The sequence below is a fragment of the Pseudomonas sp. m6p genome, assembly GCF_055760375.1.
The window spans coordinates 1,468,418-1,486,084 of the sequence record NZ_CM147084.1; the positions used below are offsets into that span (position 1 = coordinate 1,468,418).

General features: G+C 61.7%; 13 protein-coding genes. 7 read left to right on the forward strand and 6 right to left on the reverse strand.

Going from position 1 to position 17,667, the window contains the following annotated elements:
* Positions 1–46: 46 nt before the first annotated feature.
* Both ACYZUM_RS06665 and ACYZUM_RS06670 read left to right on the forward strand, forming a co-directional pair.
* Positions 47–1,918, forward strand: coding sequence for a SurA N-terminal domain-containing protein (locus ACYZUM_RS06665; protein WP_108182273.1), 1,872 nt, complete (start codon positions 47–49; stop codon positions 1,916–1,918).
* A gap of 247 nt (positions 1,919–2,165) precedes the next feature.
* Positions 2,166–3,053 carry a DUF2242 domain-containing protein gene (locus ACYZUM_RS06670; protein ID WP_041073907.1) on the forward strand — a complete coding sequence of 296 codons (888 nt, stop codon included), beginning with the start codon at positions 2,166–2,168 and terminating at the stop codon, positions 3,051–3,053.
* A 324-nt stretch (positions 3,054–3,377) separates the two neighbouring features.
* On the opposite strand, the gene ACYZUM_RS06675 is transcribed toward ACYZUM_RS06670, so the two are convergent.
* Both ACYZUM_RS06675 and ACYZUM_RS06680 read right to left on the reverse strand, forming a co-directional pair.
* Positions 3,378–4,418: an AraC family transcriptional regulator gene (locus ACYZUM_RS06675; RefSeq protein WP_108182274.1), complete on the reverse strand. Its 1,041-nt coding sequence runs from the start codon at positions 4,416–4,418 to the stop codon at positions 3,378–3,380.
* A 3-nt stretch (positions 4,419–4,421) separates the two neighbouring features.
* Complete coding sequence (locus tag ACYZUM_RS06680; protein ID WP_108182275.1) at positions 4,422–5,552, reverse strand: nitrilase-related carbon-nitrogen hydrolase; 1,131 nt, start codon at positions 5,550–5,552, stop codon at positions 4,422–4,424.
* A gap of 206 nt (positions 5,553–5,758) precedes the next feature.
* Between ACYZUM_RS06680 and ACYZUM_RS06685 the strand changes: the two genes are divergently transcribed.
* Positions 5,759–7,798: an NADPH-dependent 2,4-dienoyl-CoA reductase gene (locus ACYZUM_RS06685; protein ID WP_108182276.1), complete on the forward strand. Its 2,040-nt coding sequence runs from the start codon at positions 5,759–5,761 to the stop codon at positions 7,796–7,798.
* A 226-nt stretch (positions 7,799–8,024) separates the two neighbouring features.
* The gene (locus ACYZUM_RS06690) at positions 8,025–8,948 is read left to right on the forward strand and encodes a 1-aminocyclopropane-1-carboxylate deaminase/D-cysteine desulfhydrase (protein ID WP_108182277.1); all 924 of its coding nucleotides are present in this window, start codon (positions 8,025–8,027) and stop codon (positions 8,946–8,948) included.
* A 158-nt stretch (positions 8,949–9,106) separates the two neighbouring features.
* Here ACYZUM_RS06690 and ACYZUM_RS06695 read toward each other — a convergent pair whose 3' ends face one another.
* The 3 genes from ACYZUM_RS06695 to ACYZUM_RS06705 form a co-directional block, all read right to left on the reverse strand.
* Entirely contained in the window at positions 9,107–9,661 is a 555-nt protein-coding gene (locus ACYZUM_RS06695) for a cytochrome b (protein WP_108182278.1), read from the reverse strand.
* 191 nt (positions 9,662–9,852) lie between these two features.
* Positions 9,853–10,680: a phosphonoacetaldehyde hydrolase gene (phnX, locus tag ACYZUM_RS06700; RefSeq protein ID WP_108182279.1), complete on the reverse strand. Its 828-nt coding sequence runs from the start codon at positions 10,678–10,680 to the stop codon at positions 9,853–9,855.
* 154 nt (positions 10,681–10,834) lie between these two features.
* The gene (locus ACYZUM_RS06705) at positions 10,835–11,944 is read right to left on the reverse strand and encodes a 2-aminoethylphosphonate--pyruvate transaminase (protein ID WP_108182280.1); all 1,110 of its coding nucleotides are present in this window, start codon (positions 11,942–11,944) and stop codon (positions 10,835–10,837) included.
* 113 nt (positions 11,945–12,057) lie between these two features.
* On the opposite strand from ACYZUM_RS06705, the gene ACYZUM_RS06710 reads away from it, so the two are divergent.
* The gene (locus ACYZUM_RS06710) at positions 12,058–12,918 is read left to right on the forward strand and encodes a LysR substrate-binding domain-containing protein (protein WP_108182281.1); all 861 of its coding nucleotides are present in this window, start codon (positions 12,058–12,060) and stop codon (positions 12,916–12,918) included.
* 133 nt (positions 12,919–13,051) lie between these two features.
* Here ACYZUM_RS06710 and ACYZUM_RS06715 read toward each other — a convergent pair whose 3' ends face one another.
* On the reverse strand, positions 13,052–13,924 hold the full coding sequence (locus ACYZUM_RS06715; protein ID WP_108182282.1) for a LysR family transcriptional regulator: 873 nt from the start codon (positions 13,922–13,924) through the stop codon (positions 13,052–13,054).
* 269 nt (positions 13,925–14,193) lie between these two features.
* Between ACYZUM_RS06715 and ACYZUM_RS06720 the strand changes: the two genes are divergently transcribed.
* Together ACYZUM_RS06720 and ACYZUM_RS06725 are read left to right on the forward strand one after the other, a co-directional pair.
* Complete coding sequence (locus ACYZUM_RS06720) at positions 14,194–15,519, forward strand: MFS transporter (protein WP_142580167.1); 1,326 nt, start codon at positions 14,194–14,196, stop codon at positions 15,517–15,519.
* 71 nt (positions 15,520–15,590) lie between these two features.
* Complete coding sequence (locus ACYZUM_RS06725; RefSeq protein WP_108182283.1) at positions 15,591–16,982, forward strand: FAD-dependent oxidoreductase; 1,392 nt, start codon at positions 15,591–15,593, stop codon at positions 16,980–16,982.
* The last annotated feature ends 685 nt before the right edge of the window (positions 16,983–17,667 follow it).

The following is a 17,667-nucleotide window of genomic DNA, read 5'->3' on the forward strand; positions in this document are numbered from 1 at the left end:
TCCACGGTTGCCAAATTTTTGAAGTTCAACCGTTTCTGGGGGACGCATGCTGCAGAATATCAGGGACAATTCACAAGGCTGGATTGCCAAGACCATTATCGGGGTCATCGTTGCACTGATGGCTCTGACCGGTTTCGACGCTATTTTCAAGGCCACGACGCACACCAACGATGCGGCCAAGGTCAATGGTGAAGAAATCAGCCAGAACGAGCTGAGCCAGGCCGTTGACATGCAACGCCGTCAGCTGATGCAACAGCTGGGCAAGGATTTCGATGCTTCCTTGCTTGACGAAAAAATGCTCCGCGAATCGGCCCTCAAGGGTCTGATCGATCGCAAGCTGCTGTTGCAAGGCGCAGAACAATCGAAATTCGCTTTCTCCGAAGGTGCACTGGATCAGGTGATCCTGCAGACCCCTGAATTCCAGGTGGACGGCAAGTTCAGCTCCGAGCGCTTTGATCAGGTGATCCGTCAACTGGGCTACACCCGCATGCAATTCCGCCAGATGCTGGCTCAGGAAATGCTGATCGGTCAGTTGCGTGCCGGTGTTGCCGGCAGCGGTTTCGTCACCGACGCTGAAGTGCTGGCATTCGCCCGTCTGGAAAAACAGACCCGCGATTTCGCTTCGCTGAACGTCAAGGCCGACCCGGCCGCGGTCAAGCTGACCGACGATGAGGTCAAGGCTTACTACGACGAGCACGCCAAGGAGTTCATGACCCCTGAGCAGGTGGTTGTCGATTACGTCGAGCTGAAGAAGTCTTCGTTCTTCGACCAGGTTGCGGTCAAGGACGAAGACCTGCAGGCGGCGTATCAGAAAGAGATCGCCAACCTGTCGGAACAGCGTCGTGCTGCGCATATCCTGATCGAAGTCAACGACAAGACCACCGACGCTCAGGCCAAGGCCAAGATCGAAGAAGTCCAGGCGCGTCTGGCCAAGGGCGAGAAATTCGAAGCGCTGGCCAAGGAGTTCTCGCAGGATCCGGGTTCGGCCAACAATGGCGGTGATCTCGGTTTCGCCGGTCCTGGCGTCTATGACCCAGCCTTCGAAAAAGCCCTGTACGCGTTGAACAAGGACCAGGTGTCCGAGCCGGTGCGTACCGACTTCGGTTACCACCTGATCAAGCTGCTGGGTGTTGAAGCGCCGGAAGTTCCGACCCTGGCGAGCCTGAAAGACAAGCTGACCCGCGAGCTGAAGACTCAACAGGTCGAGCAGCGTTTTGTCGAGGCGACCAAGCAACTGGAAGACTCGGCGTTCGAAGCGTCTGACCTGGCCCAGCCAGCGGCAGATCTGAAACTGACTGTGCACACCTCCAAGCCGTTCGGCCGTGAAGGTGGTGAAGGCATTGCGGCCAACCGTGCTGTGGTGAGCGCTGCATTCAGCCAGGAAGTGCTGGAGGAAAATGCCAACAGCACCGGCATCGAGCTGGACCCGGAAACCGTGGTCGTGCTGCGTGCCAAGGAACACCTGAAGCCTGAGCAGTTGCCTCTGGAAGCCGTCAACACGGCGATTCGCGCGCAGTTGACCAAGGAGCATGCCAGTGCTGCGGCCAAGACCAAGGCTGACCAGCTGATCGCCAGTCTGCGCGATGGCAAGACTCCGCTGGACAAGGCTGTCGAGGGTCAGAACTGGAAGGTTGTCACAGCGGCCACTCGCGCTCAGGAAGGGGTTGATCCGACTGTGCTGCAGGCGTTGTTCCGTATGCCGAAACCGGCGGTCAAGGGCAAGCCGACGTTCAGCAGCGTGACCTTGCAGGACGGTAGCCTGATGATCGTGCGCCTGGACGGTGTGAATGAAGCAGTAGCGCCGACTGATGAAGAGAAGGCGCAGTACCGTCGCTTCCTTGCTTCGCGTGAAGGTCAGCAGGATTTCGCGGCGTTCCGCAAGCAGTTGGAAAGTCAGGCGGATATCAAGCGCTATTGATGTTTGACTGAGCGGTAACAGGAAAGCCCCGATCTGATGGTCGGGGCTTTTTTATGCTTGGGATTTGGCTGTTTCCGTTGTTTTGGGTGTGGCGGCTGGCCGTTTCGCCCGTGCGGCGAGTGGCTGCGACTTTTTCTGGCAAACCATGGTCAATAGGGTTGTAACGGCTTTAAGACACAATCCATGCGCCGCAGGGCCAAGTTCTGTTGCACAATACGCCCCGGACTGTTTTCCCTCAGGATGTTCAATGTTGATTTCAACTCCCATGCGTGTCGTTGGGTTGGCGCTGTTGTTGACCGCTGTTGCTGGCTGTTCGAAGGACAAGCCGATCTATGAGCATGAGAACTTCGATGATTCCGGCACGTTCTCGCGCAATTATCCGGTGGCCGACACCGCGAGTTGCGAGGCGGCCCGTCGTGCGTTGCTCAGCCAGGGCTACATCATCACCAGCAGTGACCCGAAACTGATCAGTGGCCACAAAAGCTTCCAGCAAACCGGTGAAACCCACATGGAGATCAGCTTCAACGTGGTGTGTACCGAAGACGGCAGTTCCAAACACCATGCCACGGTGTTCGCCAATGCCTTGCAGGATCGCTACGCGTTGAAGAAGACCAACAACTCTGCCAGCCTCGGGGTCGGCGTGTTGGGTTCGGTGTCGATGCCGATCGGCTCGTCCGATGATTCGATGGTCAAGGTGGCCAGTGAGACCGTGACGTCGCAGAAGTTCTATGAGCGTTTCTTCACCCTGGTTGAGCTGTTCCTGCCAGCCGATGCGAAGAAAGCCGCGCACATCGAAGAAAAACCCAAGACTGATCTGGGGGTCCCGGAGCCGAAGCCTGCGGCTGTAGCGCCGACAACACCTGCCCCGGCAGTCGAGACAGCGCCAGCGCCACCGCCGGCCGGCATTGTCGAGCCAGCCCAGACCATGACGCCGGCCACTCCGGCGGTGACGCCTGCGCCGGCCACGGTTGCACCGACGCCAGCGGGTTCCGAACCCGTGGTGCCGCCTGCGGAATCCGCGCCGATCACCCCGGCACCGAGTGCAGATCCTGCACCGGCTGCCGAAACGATCACGCCGCCGGCCAACCCGACCAATATCCCGCCGCCATCGGAGCCGATTCCGGCGATGCAGTGAGCCGCGCGGGCTCTGCTGTGGGAGCGGGGGTGCTCGCTCCCACATTTGTGTTGTGGCGCACTCAAATCCCGTTACATTCCCCGGACAAAACTCCAGCGATAAATTCCTGACCACCTGCTACGTTTTATTCATGAAGGCGGGATGTCACTTTCCCTTCATACGGGCACGATAAGCTCGAGGCACTGGTCACTTGACCGGGCTGTATTTTCAACGGGCAGTAGGGGGATGAAACGATGGACGATTATCAAGAAGAACTGCTCGAATACCACGCGTATGAACTCGATCAGCCAGAACCGGCCGAAGACGCCACCGAGTTGTAAGGCGTCAGGCGGTTTTGCGGTGACTGCGGCGAAACTCGCCGGGGGTCTGGCCGCTCCAGCGTTTGAAAGCGCGTTGAAACGCCTCGGCTGAAGCAAAGCCCAGCAGATAGGCGATCTCGCCGAACGCCAGTTCGGTGTCGCGGATGTAGGTCATTGCCAGGTCGCGGCGGGTGTCGTTGAGTATGGCGCGAAACTGTGTGCCTTCCTCGGCCAGTTTGCGCCGCAAGGTCCAGGTCGGCAGCTTCAGACGCGCCGCCACTTCTTCCAGGTCGGGTTCCCGGCCACCATTGAGCAACGGCCCCAACAGCTGAGTGATGCGTTCGCGCAGGCTGCGGGTGCGGGTCAATTGCTCCAGTTCCCGTTCACACAACGCAAGCAAGTGTTTCCAGGTGCTTGGGCAGTGTTCCGGGTTGCGCAGAGCGAGGCTGGCGAGGCTCAAGCGCAGTTGATTGCGTTCGGCGCCGAACTGGATCGAGCAATCGCCCAGCACGCTGTAGGCGTCGCGATAGTCCGGCGCGTCAAATTCGATGTCGATGCGCTCGGCGCGCAACGGCTCGCGGCTGACGCTGGACAGCTGATGCAGCCAGCCGGCGATGATCGAATCCACCACAAAGCGGTTATAAGCGTTGTACGGGCTGATCGAATAGAAGCGCAGCCACGCGCCATGGGCATCCTCGTGAAAGCTCGACTGCCCGCGATAGTTGGAACCGTACAGTGGCTCGAAACGGATCAGGCAGCGGGCCGCTTCGCGCACGGTCGGTGCCTGTGCAGCGGTGACCCCGGCGAGCCCGGCCTGACTCAAGCGGCTGAGTTGGCCCATGCTCAGGCCCAGCGCTGGATCGCCGGTCAACTGGATCGCGCTGTGCCCCAGCCGCATGTAACGCGGGATCGACAGTCGCGCGCCGGCTTCGGCCAATCGCGCCGCGTCCAGGCCGTATTGTTCGAGCAGCGGTTGCGGCTCGACGCCGTGGCTGCGCACGGCATCAGCCAGGCTGTGCACGAAGCCTACCGACAGATCCCCAAGGCGCATCGGCAGCGGTTTCATGGCTTACAACCAGATGTTCAGCAGACGCGCGCCACGGGCTTCGCCATCGGCGAATTGCTGGCCGTTGCTGCTGAGGAAACTTTGCCCCGAGCCGGGCTTGTCCCAGAACTGCCCACGCAGGAACACGCTCATGCCGGCGATCGCACGGCTGCTCGGCGGCTGTGCGGTGAGCGTCAGGCGATGCCAGGCCTGACCTTCACTGATTTCCCCGGGCTTGAGGCTGACCGAACCCGGTGTACTTGAGCCCTTATAACCGGCCCACGGCTGATTCCACGCACCGTGACCCACGACGAAGGCCGGCACCGCTACCAGTTGCGCGCCTTGCTCGTCGAGTTGGCGATAGTTGTCCGGGTACCAGCTGTCGCTGCCGATCAGCACGCCCAGGCGTCCGGCCGGCGTGTCGACCACGTTGATCGCGTGGGCGTCTTCGCCCTCGATCACATCGCGCTGTTCGAAGATCGGGTGCATTTGCCGCTGGGGCTGGCCCAGCGGTACACCATCACGGCCAAACACCACGCTGCTGTTGAACAGCGCGCCGCTGCCGGGCTTGAGCTGGCCGTCGCGGATGCTCGGTTCGGGCAGGACGATGGAGCCGGCCACCAGCGTCACGTGGAATTCCTTGGCCAGCCCACCAAACAGTGCCTGGTAATCCTTGGCCATGGCTTTGGACTTCATCCGCAGGTGGGCATCGTCAAGGCGGTTGTCGCCCTTGGCAGTAAGCCAGGCGCGGGCGAACAGCAACGGATTGCTCGCCGCCAGCCAATTCATCGCTTCGACCAGGGTCGGCGCCTGGTACAGCTCGTCTTTCTCGCCGCTGATCATCAGCCAGGTACCGACATGCTCGGGCAGCACCACCACGGTTTTTTCATTCAGCAGCCCCTGATCCTGCGCTTGCTGCAGATAGGCCGCGAGTTTGCGGTGCAGGCGCTCCGGGCTTTGGTAGTCGGTGGGGAACAGTTCCGGCTGGATACCCAGCAAGTTGCCACGGTCGCCGGGCGTGCCCTGATCGACCGCCAGTTTGATGCGCAGGTCCGACAGATAATGTCCCGCCGGCCGGTCCGCCGCCCACATGGCGTAGGTGGTCAGGGTGGCAACGATGGCCATGGAGAAAAACAGGTACAGAAGTTTGCGCATGAAAACCAACAACAACCGGATACAGGGTGTGGCGACTAGGGTAGGGCGCATGCCTGCGCTTGCCAAGGGGCGCTGCGCATTTGGATCAATAACTTGTCAGTTTCGGTCATTGAGTGACAGCAGTGCGACTCTTAGTCTGTCGAACATGACTGACGGGGGACGCAGAGCTCCCGCAATTTCCGTGATCGCACGTTGTGGAGTTACCGATGACCGCCGCTCATTACCCGCACCTGTTGGCCCCGCTGGACCTGGGATTCACCACACTGCGCAACCGCACCCTGATGGGCTCGATGCACACTGGCCTTGAAGAGAAACCGGGTGGCTTCGAACGCATGGCGGCGTACTTCGCCGAACGTGCTCGTGGCGGCGTCGGCCTGATGGTCACCGGCGGTATCGGACCGAACGACGAGGGTGGCGTGTACTCCGGCGCAGCCAAGCTGACCACCGAGGAAGAAGCGCTCAAGCACCGCATCGTCACCCGCGCGGTGCACGAGGCGGGCGGCAAGATCTGCATGCAGATCCTTCACGCCGGGCGTTATGCCTACAGTCCGAAACAGGTGGCGCCGAGTGCGATCCAGGCGCCGATCAACCCGTTCAAGCCCAAAGAGCTGGACGAGGAAGGCATCGAGAAACAGATCAGCGATTTCGTCACCTGCTCGGTACTGGCGCAGACGGCCGAGTACGATGGCGTGGAAATCATGGGCTCGGAAGGTTACTTCATTAACCAGTTCCTCGCCGCCCACACCAACCACCGCACCGACCGCTGGGGCGGCAGCTACGAAAACCGTATGCGCCTGCCGGTGGAAATCGTCCGTCGAGTGCGTGAAGCGGTCGGCCCGAACTTCATCATCATTTTCCGTTTGTCGATGCTCGATCTGGTCGAGGGCGGCAGCAGTTGGGAAGAGATCGTGACCCTGGCCAAAGCCATCGAGCAGGCCGGTGCGACCCTCATCAACACCGGCATCGGCTGGCACGAAGCGCGGATCCCGACCATCGCCACCAAGGTGCCGCGCGCGGCGTTCAGCAAGGTCACCGCCAAGCTGCGCGGGTCGGTGAACATTCCGCTGATTACCACCAATCGCATCAACACCCCGGAAATCGCCGAGCAGATTCTCGCTGAAGGCGATGCCGACATGGTCTCGATGGCGCGGCCGTTCCTCGCCGATCCGGACTTCGTCAACAAGGCCGCTGAAGGCCGTGCCGACGAAATCAACACCTGCATCGGTTGCAACCAGGCGTGCCTCGATCACACCTTTGGCGGCAAGCTCACCAGTTGCCTGGTCAACCCGCGTGCCTGCCATGAAACCGAGCTCAACTATCTGCCGGTACAGCAGATCAAGAAGATCGCTGTGGTCGGTGCCGGCCCTGCCGGCCTGTCCGCCGCGACCGTGGCCGCCGAGCGCGGACATCAGGTGACGTTGTTCGATTCGGCCAGCGAAATCGGCGGCCAGTTCAACATCGCCAAGCGGGTGCCGGGCAAGGAAGAATTCTTCGAAACCCTGCGCTACTTCAAGCGCAAGCTGCAGACCACGAATGTCGAGGTGTGCCTGAATACTCGCGTCGACGTGGCGAAGCTGGTCGAGGGCGGTTACGACGACATCATCCTCGCCACCGGCATCGCGCCGCGTGTGCCGGCAATTCCTGGCGTCGACAACGCCAAGGTGCTGAGTTACCTGGACGTGATCCTTGAGCGCAAGCCGGTGGGCAAGCGCGTGGCGGTGATCGGCGCGGGCGGCATCGGTTTCGATGTCTCGGAATTCCTTGTGCACGAAGGCGTGGCCACCAGTCTGGATCGCACCGCGTTCTGGAAAGAGTGGGGCATTGACACGAACCTGGAAGCGCGCGGTGGCGTGGCCGGGATCAAGGCGGCGCCGCACGCACCGGCCCGTGAAGTGTTCCTGTTGCAGCGCAAGAAAACCAAGGTCGGTGATGGTCTGGGCAAAACCACCGGCTGGATCCACCGCACCGGTCTGAAGAACAAACAGGTGCAGATGCTCAACAGCGTCGAATACCTGAAGATCGACGACGAAGGCTTGCACATCCGTATCGGCGAAACCGGCGAGCCGCAAGTGCTGGCGGTGGACAATATCGTGATCTGCGCCGGCCAGGATCCACTGCGCGATCTGCAGGACGGTCTGGTCGCAGCGGGGCAGAACGTGCACCTGATCGGCGGCGCTGATGTGGCGGCGGAGCTGGATGCAAAGCGCGCGATCAACCAGGGTTCGCGCCTCGCCGCTGAGCTCTAAGCTACGCCGCTTAACCTGTGGGAGCGAGCCTGCTCGCGAAAGCGGAGTGTCAGCCAATACACAGGTCGACTGACACGACGCCTTCGCGAGCAGGGTCGCTCCCACAGGGATTGTGTTGTTCACAGAGGCAGTGAACAACATCGAACCAACGCAGGCGTGAGCCTGCTCGCGATGGCTGCTTATGAGCGACTAGAATGCCGGCTCTACTCAGAATGATCAGTCGCCCATGCTTCTTCCTCCCGCCCACTGGTTGCCCCAAGCTCCCCTCCAAATGCTTGAACTCGACTGGCTCACCCGCGCCGGAATCGAGGTCGCGATCCTGCGTCTGGACCAGATCGACCCGCTGATCAGCGGCAACAAATGGTTCAAACTCGTCGAGCATCTCAAGGCCGCCGACCGCGCTGGCGCGAAGGGCGTCATCAGCCTCGGTGGTGCGCATTCCAATCATCTGCATGCGCTCGCGGCGGCGGGCAAGCGTCTTGGCTTCAAAACGGTTGGCCTGTTGCGCGGCCATCCACAGCAAACGCCGACGGTCAGCGATCTACACGCGTTCGGCATGCAACTGCACTGGCTTGGTTACGGCGGCTATCGGGCGCGGCATGAACCGGGGTTCTGGGAGCCGTGGCGGGCGCAGTATCCAGATTTTCATGCGGTGCCGGAGGGCGGTGGCGGATTGGCGGGCGCATTGGGCTGCAAGGTGTTGAAGGAGCAGGTGATCGCGCAACTGGGCAACCTGGGCTGGAGCAATTATCACGGCTGGTGGCTGGCCTGCGGCACCGGGACGACGCTGGCAGGGCTGGTGCTCGCCGAGGCAGGGGCGCATCCGGTGTATGGCGCACTGGCGGTGCCCGAGGATCATGGCGTGGCGCCGCAGGTGGCGGCGATTATGCAGGAGGCAGGTGTCGCTGCTGCCGACTACGAGCTGCTCGACGCCAGTCGCGGTGGCTTCGCCAAGGTTGACACGCAGCTACTTGCATTCATCGAGAGCATTGAACGCTGTAGCGGCGTTGCGCTGGAGCCGCTGTACACCGGCAAGGCGTTGCTGGCGCTCAAGGAGCGGATCGAGGCGGGCGGATTCGCGTCAGGTACACGGTTGATCTTCGTGCACACGGGTGGGTTGCAAGGGCGGCGAGGATTCACCACAGGATGAATGAGTAACCCTGTGGTGAGGGATTTATCCCCGATGGGCTGCGCAGCGGCCCCTCATTGATCAGCTATTGAGTCTGATCCACTGCATGCATAGGTTTTGGGGCCGCTTCGCAGCCCATCGGGGATGAATCCCCTCGCTACAATGGTCAAAACCGGGCCTCAGCGTGGCGCGCGCTTGGGCATCATCCGCAACAAGGTGTTATCACCCACCACATAATGGTGATACAGCCCCGCCAGCGCATGCAGGCCGATCAGCCAATAGCCGATGTTGCCGATCAGTACGTGCCAGTGCTCCACCTGTTTGGCCAATGCCTTGTCTTCGTGGACCAGCAACGGCAGATCGAAGCCGTAGAACATCACCTGGTGCCCCTCGGCGCTGGTGATCAGCCAGCCGAGGATCGGCATGCTGATCATGAACAGGTACAACAGCCAGTGCATCACCCGCGCCAGCAGGGTTTGCCACTGCGGCGAGGCCGGGAAGATTTTTGGTGCCGGGCCGATGCTGCGGGCCACCAGGCGAAACCACACCAGCACGAACACGGTCAGGCCAAGCATGTAATGCACTTCGCGAATCAGCGAGCGGCCGCCGCTGCCCTTGGGAAAGATCCCGCGCAACTCCATGCTGGCATAGACCAGGATCAACAGGATCAGCATCAGCCAGTGCAGCAGCACGGACACGGTGCTGTAGCGCGATTCGGAACTTGTCCACGGCATACGGTGTTTCCTCACAGATCAGGTCGCCACGTGCCGTTCTTGTGCGACGGCATGCTTTAACTGTAATCCGCTTTGGCGGATTTGCCTGAGGCTGATCGGAGTTTCAATGCGCTGACTCAAGGCTTCAGCCATAAAAAAACGCCAGCGTCGCGAAGACCCTGGCGTTTTTGTTGTTTTGACAAAAGAAGCAATCAGCTCGATTGCGGCATTTCACCGTTGGCCAGACGCTTGTTGATGTCGGCAATCACTTCCGGCAGGTCGCTGATGGTGTCGATCATGTAGTGCGGACGGGAACCGGCGAACAATGCGTGGATGCGTTTGCGTTCGCTGGCCAGTTCGTCGCTGCCCAGCGCACGGTAGCCGGCGTAGTCCAGGCCCAGCGCATTGCCCGAACAGATCAGCGCCACCGTCCACATCCCGGCGCGACGACCTTCGAGAATGCCCGGCACGGTGTCGTCGATCTTCACGCAGGCCGCGACATCATCGATGCCCAACGCAATCACGTTGGCCAGGGCCTGAGCCGGCCATGGGCGACCGTTCGGCACTTCGTCGGTGGCGACCACGTGGTCGGCAACGTAGCCGTTGGTGGCAGCCAGCGCCACGACCTTGTCCATCACCTGTTTCGGGTAGCCGGAGCAGGAACCGATCTTGATCCCTTGCTGACGCAGGTTGGCAATGGTTTCCAGCGCGCCGGGAATCAGCGCCGAGTGCTCGGCGATCTTCTCGATCTGCAGCGGCATGAACCGGTTGTAGATGGCGGTCACGTCATCGTCGGTCGGGGTGCGGCCGAATGCTTTGCGATAGCGTTCGGCGACCTGCGGCTGATCGCACAGGGTACGAATGTGATCCCACTTGCCCATGCCCATCGGGCCACGGGCTTCGTCGATGGACACCTGAACGTCGAATTCGGCGAAGGCTTCGACGAAGATCTGCGTTGGCGCGAACGAGCCGAAATCGACCACGGTGCCGGCCCAGTCGAGGATCGCGGCTTGCAGTTTGCTTGGGTTTACGTAGTTCATGGCTATAAGAATCCTGTGTTGGCAATGCAATTCAAAAGGTTCGGCGATCCTGTGGGAGCGGGCTTGCCCGCGATGGGGCCCTTTCAGTCGACATCTATGCTGATGGTCAGACCGCTATCGCGGGCAAGCCCGCTCCCACAGGTATCGTGGTGATTCAGATCTCCAGCACTTCCATTTCGCGCAGCACTTCACCCACCGCCGCCACGGCCTGGCGCATTTCATCCGGGCTGACGTGGCCGATGCAGCCGACGCGGAAGGTTTCCACCTGGGTCAGCTTGCCGGGGTAGAGGATGTAACCCTTGGCCTTGACCCGTTCGTAGAAGTCCTTGAACTGGTAGCGTGGATCTTGCGGGGCATGGAAGGTGGCGATGATCGGGGCCTGGATCGCCGCCGGCAGGAAGCTGCGCAGGCCGAGTTTGCCCATCTCGTCCATCAGTGCCTGACAGTTGGCGGCGTAGCGCGCATGGCGAGCGGGCAGGCCACCTTCTTCGTTGTATTGCAGCAACGCTTCGTGCAGCGCCGCGACCACGTGGGTCGGCGGGGTGAAACGCCATTGACCGGTCTTCTGCATATAGGTGTGCTGGTCATGCAGATCCATCGCCAGCGAGTGCGAGTTGCCAGCGGCTGCGGCCAGCGATTCCTTGCGAGCGAAGACAAAACCCATCCCCGGCACGCCTTCCAGGCACTTGCCCGAGGCGGCGATCAGCGCATCGAACGGGACTTTTTGCGCATCCACCGGCAGCGCACCGAACGAGCTCATGGCGTCGATGATCAGGCGCTTGCCGTGCTGCTGCACGACGTCAGCGATTTCCGGCAGCGGGTTGAGGATGCCGGTGCTGGTTTCGCAGTGGATCAGCGCGACATGGGTGATGTCGCCATCGGCGCGCAGCAGGCGGTCGACGTCGGCGGCGGTGGTCGGTTCGTCTTCGGCGGTTTCGAAGGTGCTGAACGAGCGGCCGAGCACTTCGCAGATTTTCGCCAGACGCTTGCCGTAGGCGCCGTTGATCAGCACCAGTACCTTGCCGTCACGTGGCACCAGTGTGCCGATGGCGGCTTCGACGGCAAAGGTGCCGCTGCCCTGCAATGGCACGCAATGGTGAGTGGCGGCGCCGTTGAGGATCGCCAGCAATTGCTCGCAGAGGCTGGCGGTCAGTTGATTGAAGCGGTCATCCCATGACCCCCAATCGACCAGCATTGCCTGGCGGGTGCGGGCCGAGGTGGTCAACGGGCCGGGAGTGAGCAGGATGGGTGCGGCAGTACTCATTCGTGTGTCCTCGCGATAGCGCTGTGGGATGAAGCTACGGGGCATACGTTGCAATTCGGTGGTCTATCAATCAAATTGTTTGTTGTTATGCCAGCCATCAGTGAGGGTTATCCATGAATCTGTTCCAGCTGCGCGCCTTCGACGCCGTGGCCCGGGAAGGCAGCTTTACCCGCGCCGCCGCGCGCCTGTTCATCAGTCAGCCGGCGGTCACCGGACACATCAAGGCGCTGGAGGAGCACTACCAGATCACCCTGTTACGGCGCACCGCGCGTCGGGTCGAACTGACCGAGGAGGGCACCAAACTGGCGGCGATCACCCGCGCCATGTTCGGCCTGGCCGAAGAAGCGCAGACCCTGCTCGAAGCCAACCGCCAGTTGCTCACCGGGCGTCTGGAAGTGGCGGCGGACGGTCCGCACATGGTCATGCCGATGCTTGCCAGCCTGCGCGCGCGGTATCCGGGGATCACGGTGAATCTGCGTCTGGGCAATGCCCAGGAAACCCTCGCCGCGCTGTTATCGGAACACGCGGACGTGGCGGTGCTGACCGAGGTCGAACCGCGCAAGGGCCTGCATCTGCAAGCCTTGAGCGAATCGCGGATCTGCGCGCTGGTGCCCGCCGGGCATGCGTGGGCGCAGCGTAGCGGCGAGGTGCGGCTCAAGGAGCTGGATCAGGTGATCATGGTGTTGCGCGAGCCGAGTTCGATCACCCGCCGTACCTTTGATCAGGCGTGTGCGCAGGCGGCGGTCAATCCACGGGTGTTGCTGGAACTGGACAGTCGCGAAGCGGTGACCGAGGCGGTGGCGGCGGAACTGGGGGTGGGCGTGGTGTCATCGGTGGAAGTCAGCCATGATCCGCGGGTGGTGGCGCTGCCGATCGTCGGCGACGGGCTGGTCAATCGGCACATGATTGGCTGCATGGAGCGGCGGCGGGAGTTGCGCTTGATTCAGGCGTTCTTCGGTCTGGCGACAGCCTGATACATCGTAGACAAGTATTGCGCCATGCCCATATCCCCCTGTAGGAGCTGCCGCAGGCTGCGATCTTTTGATCTTGTTTTTTAAAAGCAAAATCAAAAGATCGCAGCCTGCGGCAGCTCCTACAGGTGGTGGGTCAGATCAGGCTCTCGCGCACCATATCGAGAAACGTTGCCACCACCCGCCGCGAACTCTGCTCGCGCAAGCACACCAGGGTCTCGGTCAAACGCCGGGTGCAGTCGGTAATCGGCAACGCACACACCCGCGAATCCGCGCCGAACTCCGCCGCCGAAACAACCCCCACACCAATTCCCACCACCACCGCCTCGCGCGCCGCTTCCCGGCCTTCGACCTGAATCGCCGGACGGATGCGAAACCCGGCGCCGGCCATTTCTTCTTCCAGGGTCTGCCGGGTCACCGAGCCGTGCTCGCGCAGCACCAGCGGCGTGTCATCCAGATCCGCCAGGCAGATCGACTCACGCTCGGCCCACGGATGATGGCGCGAAACGAACGCCACCATCGGGTCATTGCGCAGCGGCACGCACAGCAAACGTTCATCGCTGACATCACGCCCGAGCAGCGCCAGATCGGCCTGATAGTTGAACAGGCGAAACAGCGATTCATCGGTGTTGCCGGTCTCGATCTTCACGCTGATCCCCGGGTAGCGCTCGCAGAACCGCGCAATCAGCGGCAGCACGTGTACCGGGGCATCCACCGCCAGAATCAGGCTGCCGGTCAGCAGCGCCTGAGATTCCTGTAGCAGTTCTTGGGCTTCAGCCTCGATCACAAACAGCCGCTGGGTGATCGCCAGCAGGCGCTCGCCCAGATCGGTCAGGCGCACCGAACGCTTGTTGCGATGAAACAGCAACACACCGAAGCGCTCCTCCAGTTTGCGCACTTGGTCGGAAATCGCCGGTTGCGTGAGAAAAAGCCGTTCGGCCGCTTTAGTGAAGCTTCCGTGTACAGCCACGGCGTGAAAGGCTTTGAGCTGGGCGTGGGACACCGACATGCAGCCTCCAGTAACAAGCTGAGCTTATGTGTGAAATACGATAAATCGATTTTATTTATTAAACAGTAATTGCTTTGATCCGCTCACGCCATCGCTGACTGCCCGCTCGGGCAGCAACGCTGGCGATGAGCCTGTGCGTGCAATAACAGGACTCATCTGACCGCTATCGCCATAGGGATGGGGCGCTGGCGCAGTGCTCAACAATAAAAAACACAGGCGTTTACTTAACGATTCTGCCGGCACACTCACACCCTGAGGTCAGAACCACAATGAACAAGCACATCGGCACCCTTGCGCGTTGGCGCATGCAGATTTTCGCTATCACCTGGCTCGCGTACGCCGCTTTCTACTTCACCCGCAAAGCGTTTTCCGTGGCCAAACTGGGCATCGCGGAAGACCCGACCTTCATGCTCGACAAGATGGCCATGGCCAACCTCGATGCGATCTATCTGGCGGCCTACGCCATCGGCCAATTCACCTGGGGCATGCTCGCCGACCGCTTCGGCCCAAGGGTCGTGGTGCTCGGCGGGCTGTTGATTTCCGCCGCGGCGGCGTTAGTGATGGGCAGTTTTGCCACGCTACCGATCTTCGCCACTTGCATGCTGATTCAGGGCCTGGCGCAGTCCACCGGCTGGTCGGGATTGTGCAAGAACCTCGGCAGTTTCTTCCCGGCGCAGCAGCGCGGGCGGGTGCTCGGATTGTGGAGCTCCTGCTATGCGTTCGGCGGTCTGGTAGCCTCGCCGTTCGCCGGCTGGTGGGCGTATACACTGATCGGCACCTGGCACGCAGCGTTCATATCCAGCGCCGCGGTGGTCGCGGCGGTGGCGCTGTTGTTCTTCATTTTTCAGCGCAACAAACCGGAAGACGTCGGCCTGCCGGCCGTGGAGCCGGAGCCGGAACTCAGTGCAGAAGAAACCGAGGCCAACAGCAAGCTGAGCGTCTGGGAGCCGTTGAAGGAAATCCTGCGCAACCGCACGGTGCTGGTGCTGGGCCTGGCGTATTTCATGTTGAAACCGGCGAGTTACGCGATTCTGCTGTGGGGGCCGGTGATCGTCTTCGAGCAGATGCCGAGTGTCGGCAAGGTCGGCGCGGCAATCATTCCCACCTCGTTTGAACTGGCCGGTCTGCTCGGGCCGATCATGATCGGCCTGGCCTCGGACAAGCTGTTCGGCGCCCGGCGCATGCCGGCCTGTGTCCTCAGTCTGCTGGCCCTGACCGTGACTCTGGCGTTGTTCATGGGCGCGTTGCACACCGGCAGCGTGATGCTGGTGGTGGCGCTGCTGTTTGTCATGGGCCTGACCCTGTATGGACCGGACTCGATGATCAGCGGCGCGGCGGCGATTGACTTCGGCAAGGCCAAGGCCGGCGCCACGGCGGCCGGTTTCGTCAACGGTTGCGGTTCGGTTGGCGCGGTGCTCGGCGGATTGCTGCCGGGTTACTTCGATTCGGTGACGGTGTTCATTGTCTTCGCCGGCTGCGCCTTGTTTTCGGCGCTGGTGCTGATCCCGCACTGGAACAGCCGCCCGGTCGGGGTGATGGAACCGCGCGCGTCTGTGCCCAATTGCCCGCTGACCATCAAACCCCTGCGTAACTGAAAACCCTTGCTTCGCGGCCTGCTGCGGTGCTCGCGGCAGGCTGTGTCGTGGCCATCTGACTGGAGAATCCCATGCGACCTTTTTGGCTCGAGCAAGCCTTGCAGGCCGACGCATCCCCGACGTGTTCGCCGCTGCAAGGTGAAGTGCGCACCGACGTGTGCATCGTCGGCGGTGGCTACACCGGGTTGTGGACGGCGATCATGCTCAAGCAGCAGAACCCTGAGCTCGACGTGCTGATGATCGAAGCGGACATCTGCGGCGCCGGTGCCAGTGGGCGCAACGGTGGTTGTGCGCTGTCGTGGTCGGCCAAGTATTTCACCCTCGAGCGCCTGTTCGGTGTCGAGGAGGCGGTGCGCCTGGTCAAGGAATCCGAGCGCAGCATCCACGCCATCGGCGAGTTCTGCGAACAGTACGGCGTCGATGCCGATTACCGCCTCGACGGCACGCTGTACACCGCCACCAACAAGGCGCAGGTCGGTTCGACCGACGCCGTGATCGCGGCGCTGGAGCGTAACGGCATCAACTCGTTCACCCAGCGGCCGGTGGCCGACGTACAGCGCATGGCCGGTTCCAGCCTGCATCTGGAAGGCTGGTTCTCGCCGGCAGCCGCCAGTGTGCAACCGGGCAAACTGGTGCGCGGCTTGCGCCGGGTGGCGCTGCAACTGGGCGTGAAGATCCACGAAAACACCGCGATGACCGGTCTGGAAGAGGGCCGCCCGGCGCGAATCCACACCGCTCATGGTTGCGTGATTGCCGACCGCGTGGTGCTGGCGATGAATGCGTGGATGGCCCGCGCGTTTCCGCAGTTCGAGCGCAGCGTGGCGATTGTCTCCAGCGACATGCTGATCACCGAACCGCGCCCGGATCTGCTGCAGGAAATCGGTTTGACCAGTGGCGTTACTGTGCTCGACTCGCGGATTTTCGTGCACTACTACCACAACACCCCGGATGGCCGGATCATGCTTGGCAAGGGTGGCAACACGTTTGCGTTTGGCGGGCGGATTCTGCCGGTGTTCGATCAGCCATCGCCCTATGCGAATTTGCTCAAGCGCAGCCTTGGGGCGTTTTTTCCGGCGTTTGCCGAGGTCAAGGTGGATGCGACCTGGAATGGGCCGTCGGATCGTTCGGTGACCGGGTTGCCGTTTTTTGGGCAGATGAGTGCCAGTGGCAATGTGTTTTATGGCTTTGGTTATTCCGGCAGTGGCGTCGGGCCGTGTCACATGGGCGGGCAGATTCTTGCCTCGTTGGTGCAGGGGCTCGATAACCTCTGGACCCGTTCGCCCTTGGTGAACGGGCCGTTGGGGTATTTTCCGCCGGAGCCGATTCGGTATCTGGGGTCGTTGATGGTGCGTAATGCGATTCGGCGCAAAGAGCGGGCTGAGGATCATGGGCGGCGACCGCGGCATCTGGATGTGCGGTTGGCGAAGTTTGCGGCGGCGGCGGGGAAGGCTGACAAGGGGTGATTGGGGGCTGGCGAGCGCTGCGTTCTTTTGGGTTACCGAGTACATATCCGTTTCTGCGGTAACGGCTTCTTATGGTTTCGCTCTTACAGCGACTCACTTTTCCAGACGCCGAAAAGTAAGCAAAAGGCTTGGCCCCGGCGTGCGGCCCTCGCTTAGGCTCGGGTTCCTTCGTTACGGGATTCATCCGGGGGGCAGCGCCTACGGTTTGCTTCGCTGCACCTCCTCTCGCTGTGTTTGGCTGCGCCAAACGGTCGCTGCGCTCCCACCCCCGGATAAACCCCTCCACTCAGCCTGCCGATGGGGCCGGCACGGCAAGATCAAGAGCTGCAGCCGAGCTAACGCTCATCCTGTTGAGTGGTGAAAAGCATGCGGTCTGCCTGGGCTGCTTTGCTTTTCTGTGGGAGCCAGCCTGCCAGCGAAGGCGGCCTATGGGCCGACCAATTTCCAACAGACCGCACCCATTCCCACTGTGGGAGCGAGCCTGCTTGCGAAGACGGCCTGACAGCCAACCGATCTCCAACTGAACACCCCCATTCCCACTGTGGGAGCTGGCTTGCCAGCGATGGCGGCCTGACAGCCGACCAGTCTCCAGCTGCCAACACCCATTCCCACTGTGGGAGCGAGCCTGCTCGCGAAGACGGCCTGACAGCCGACCAGTCTCCCACTGCCCACACCCAATCCACCT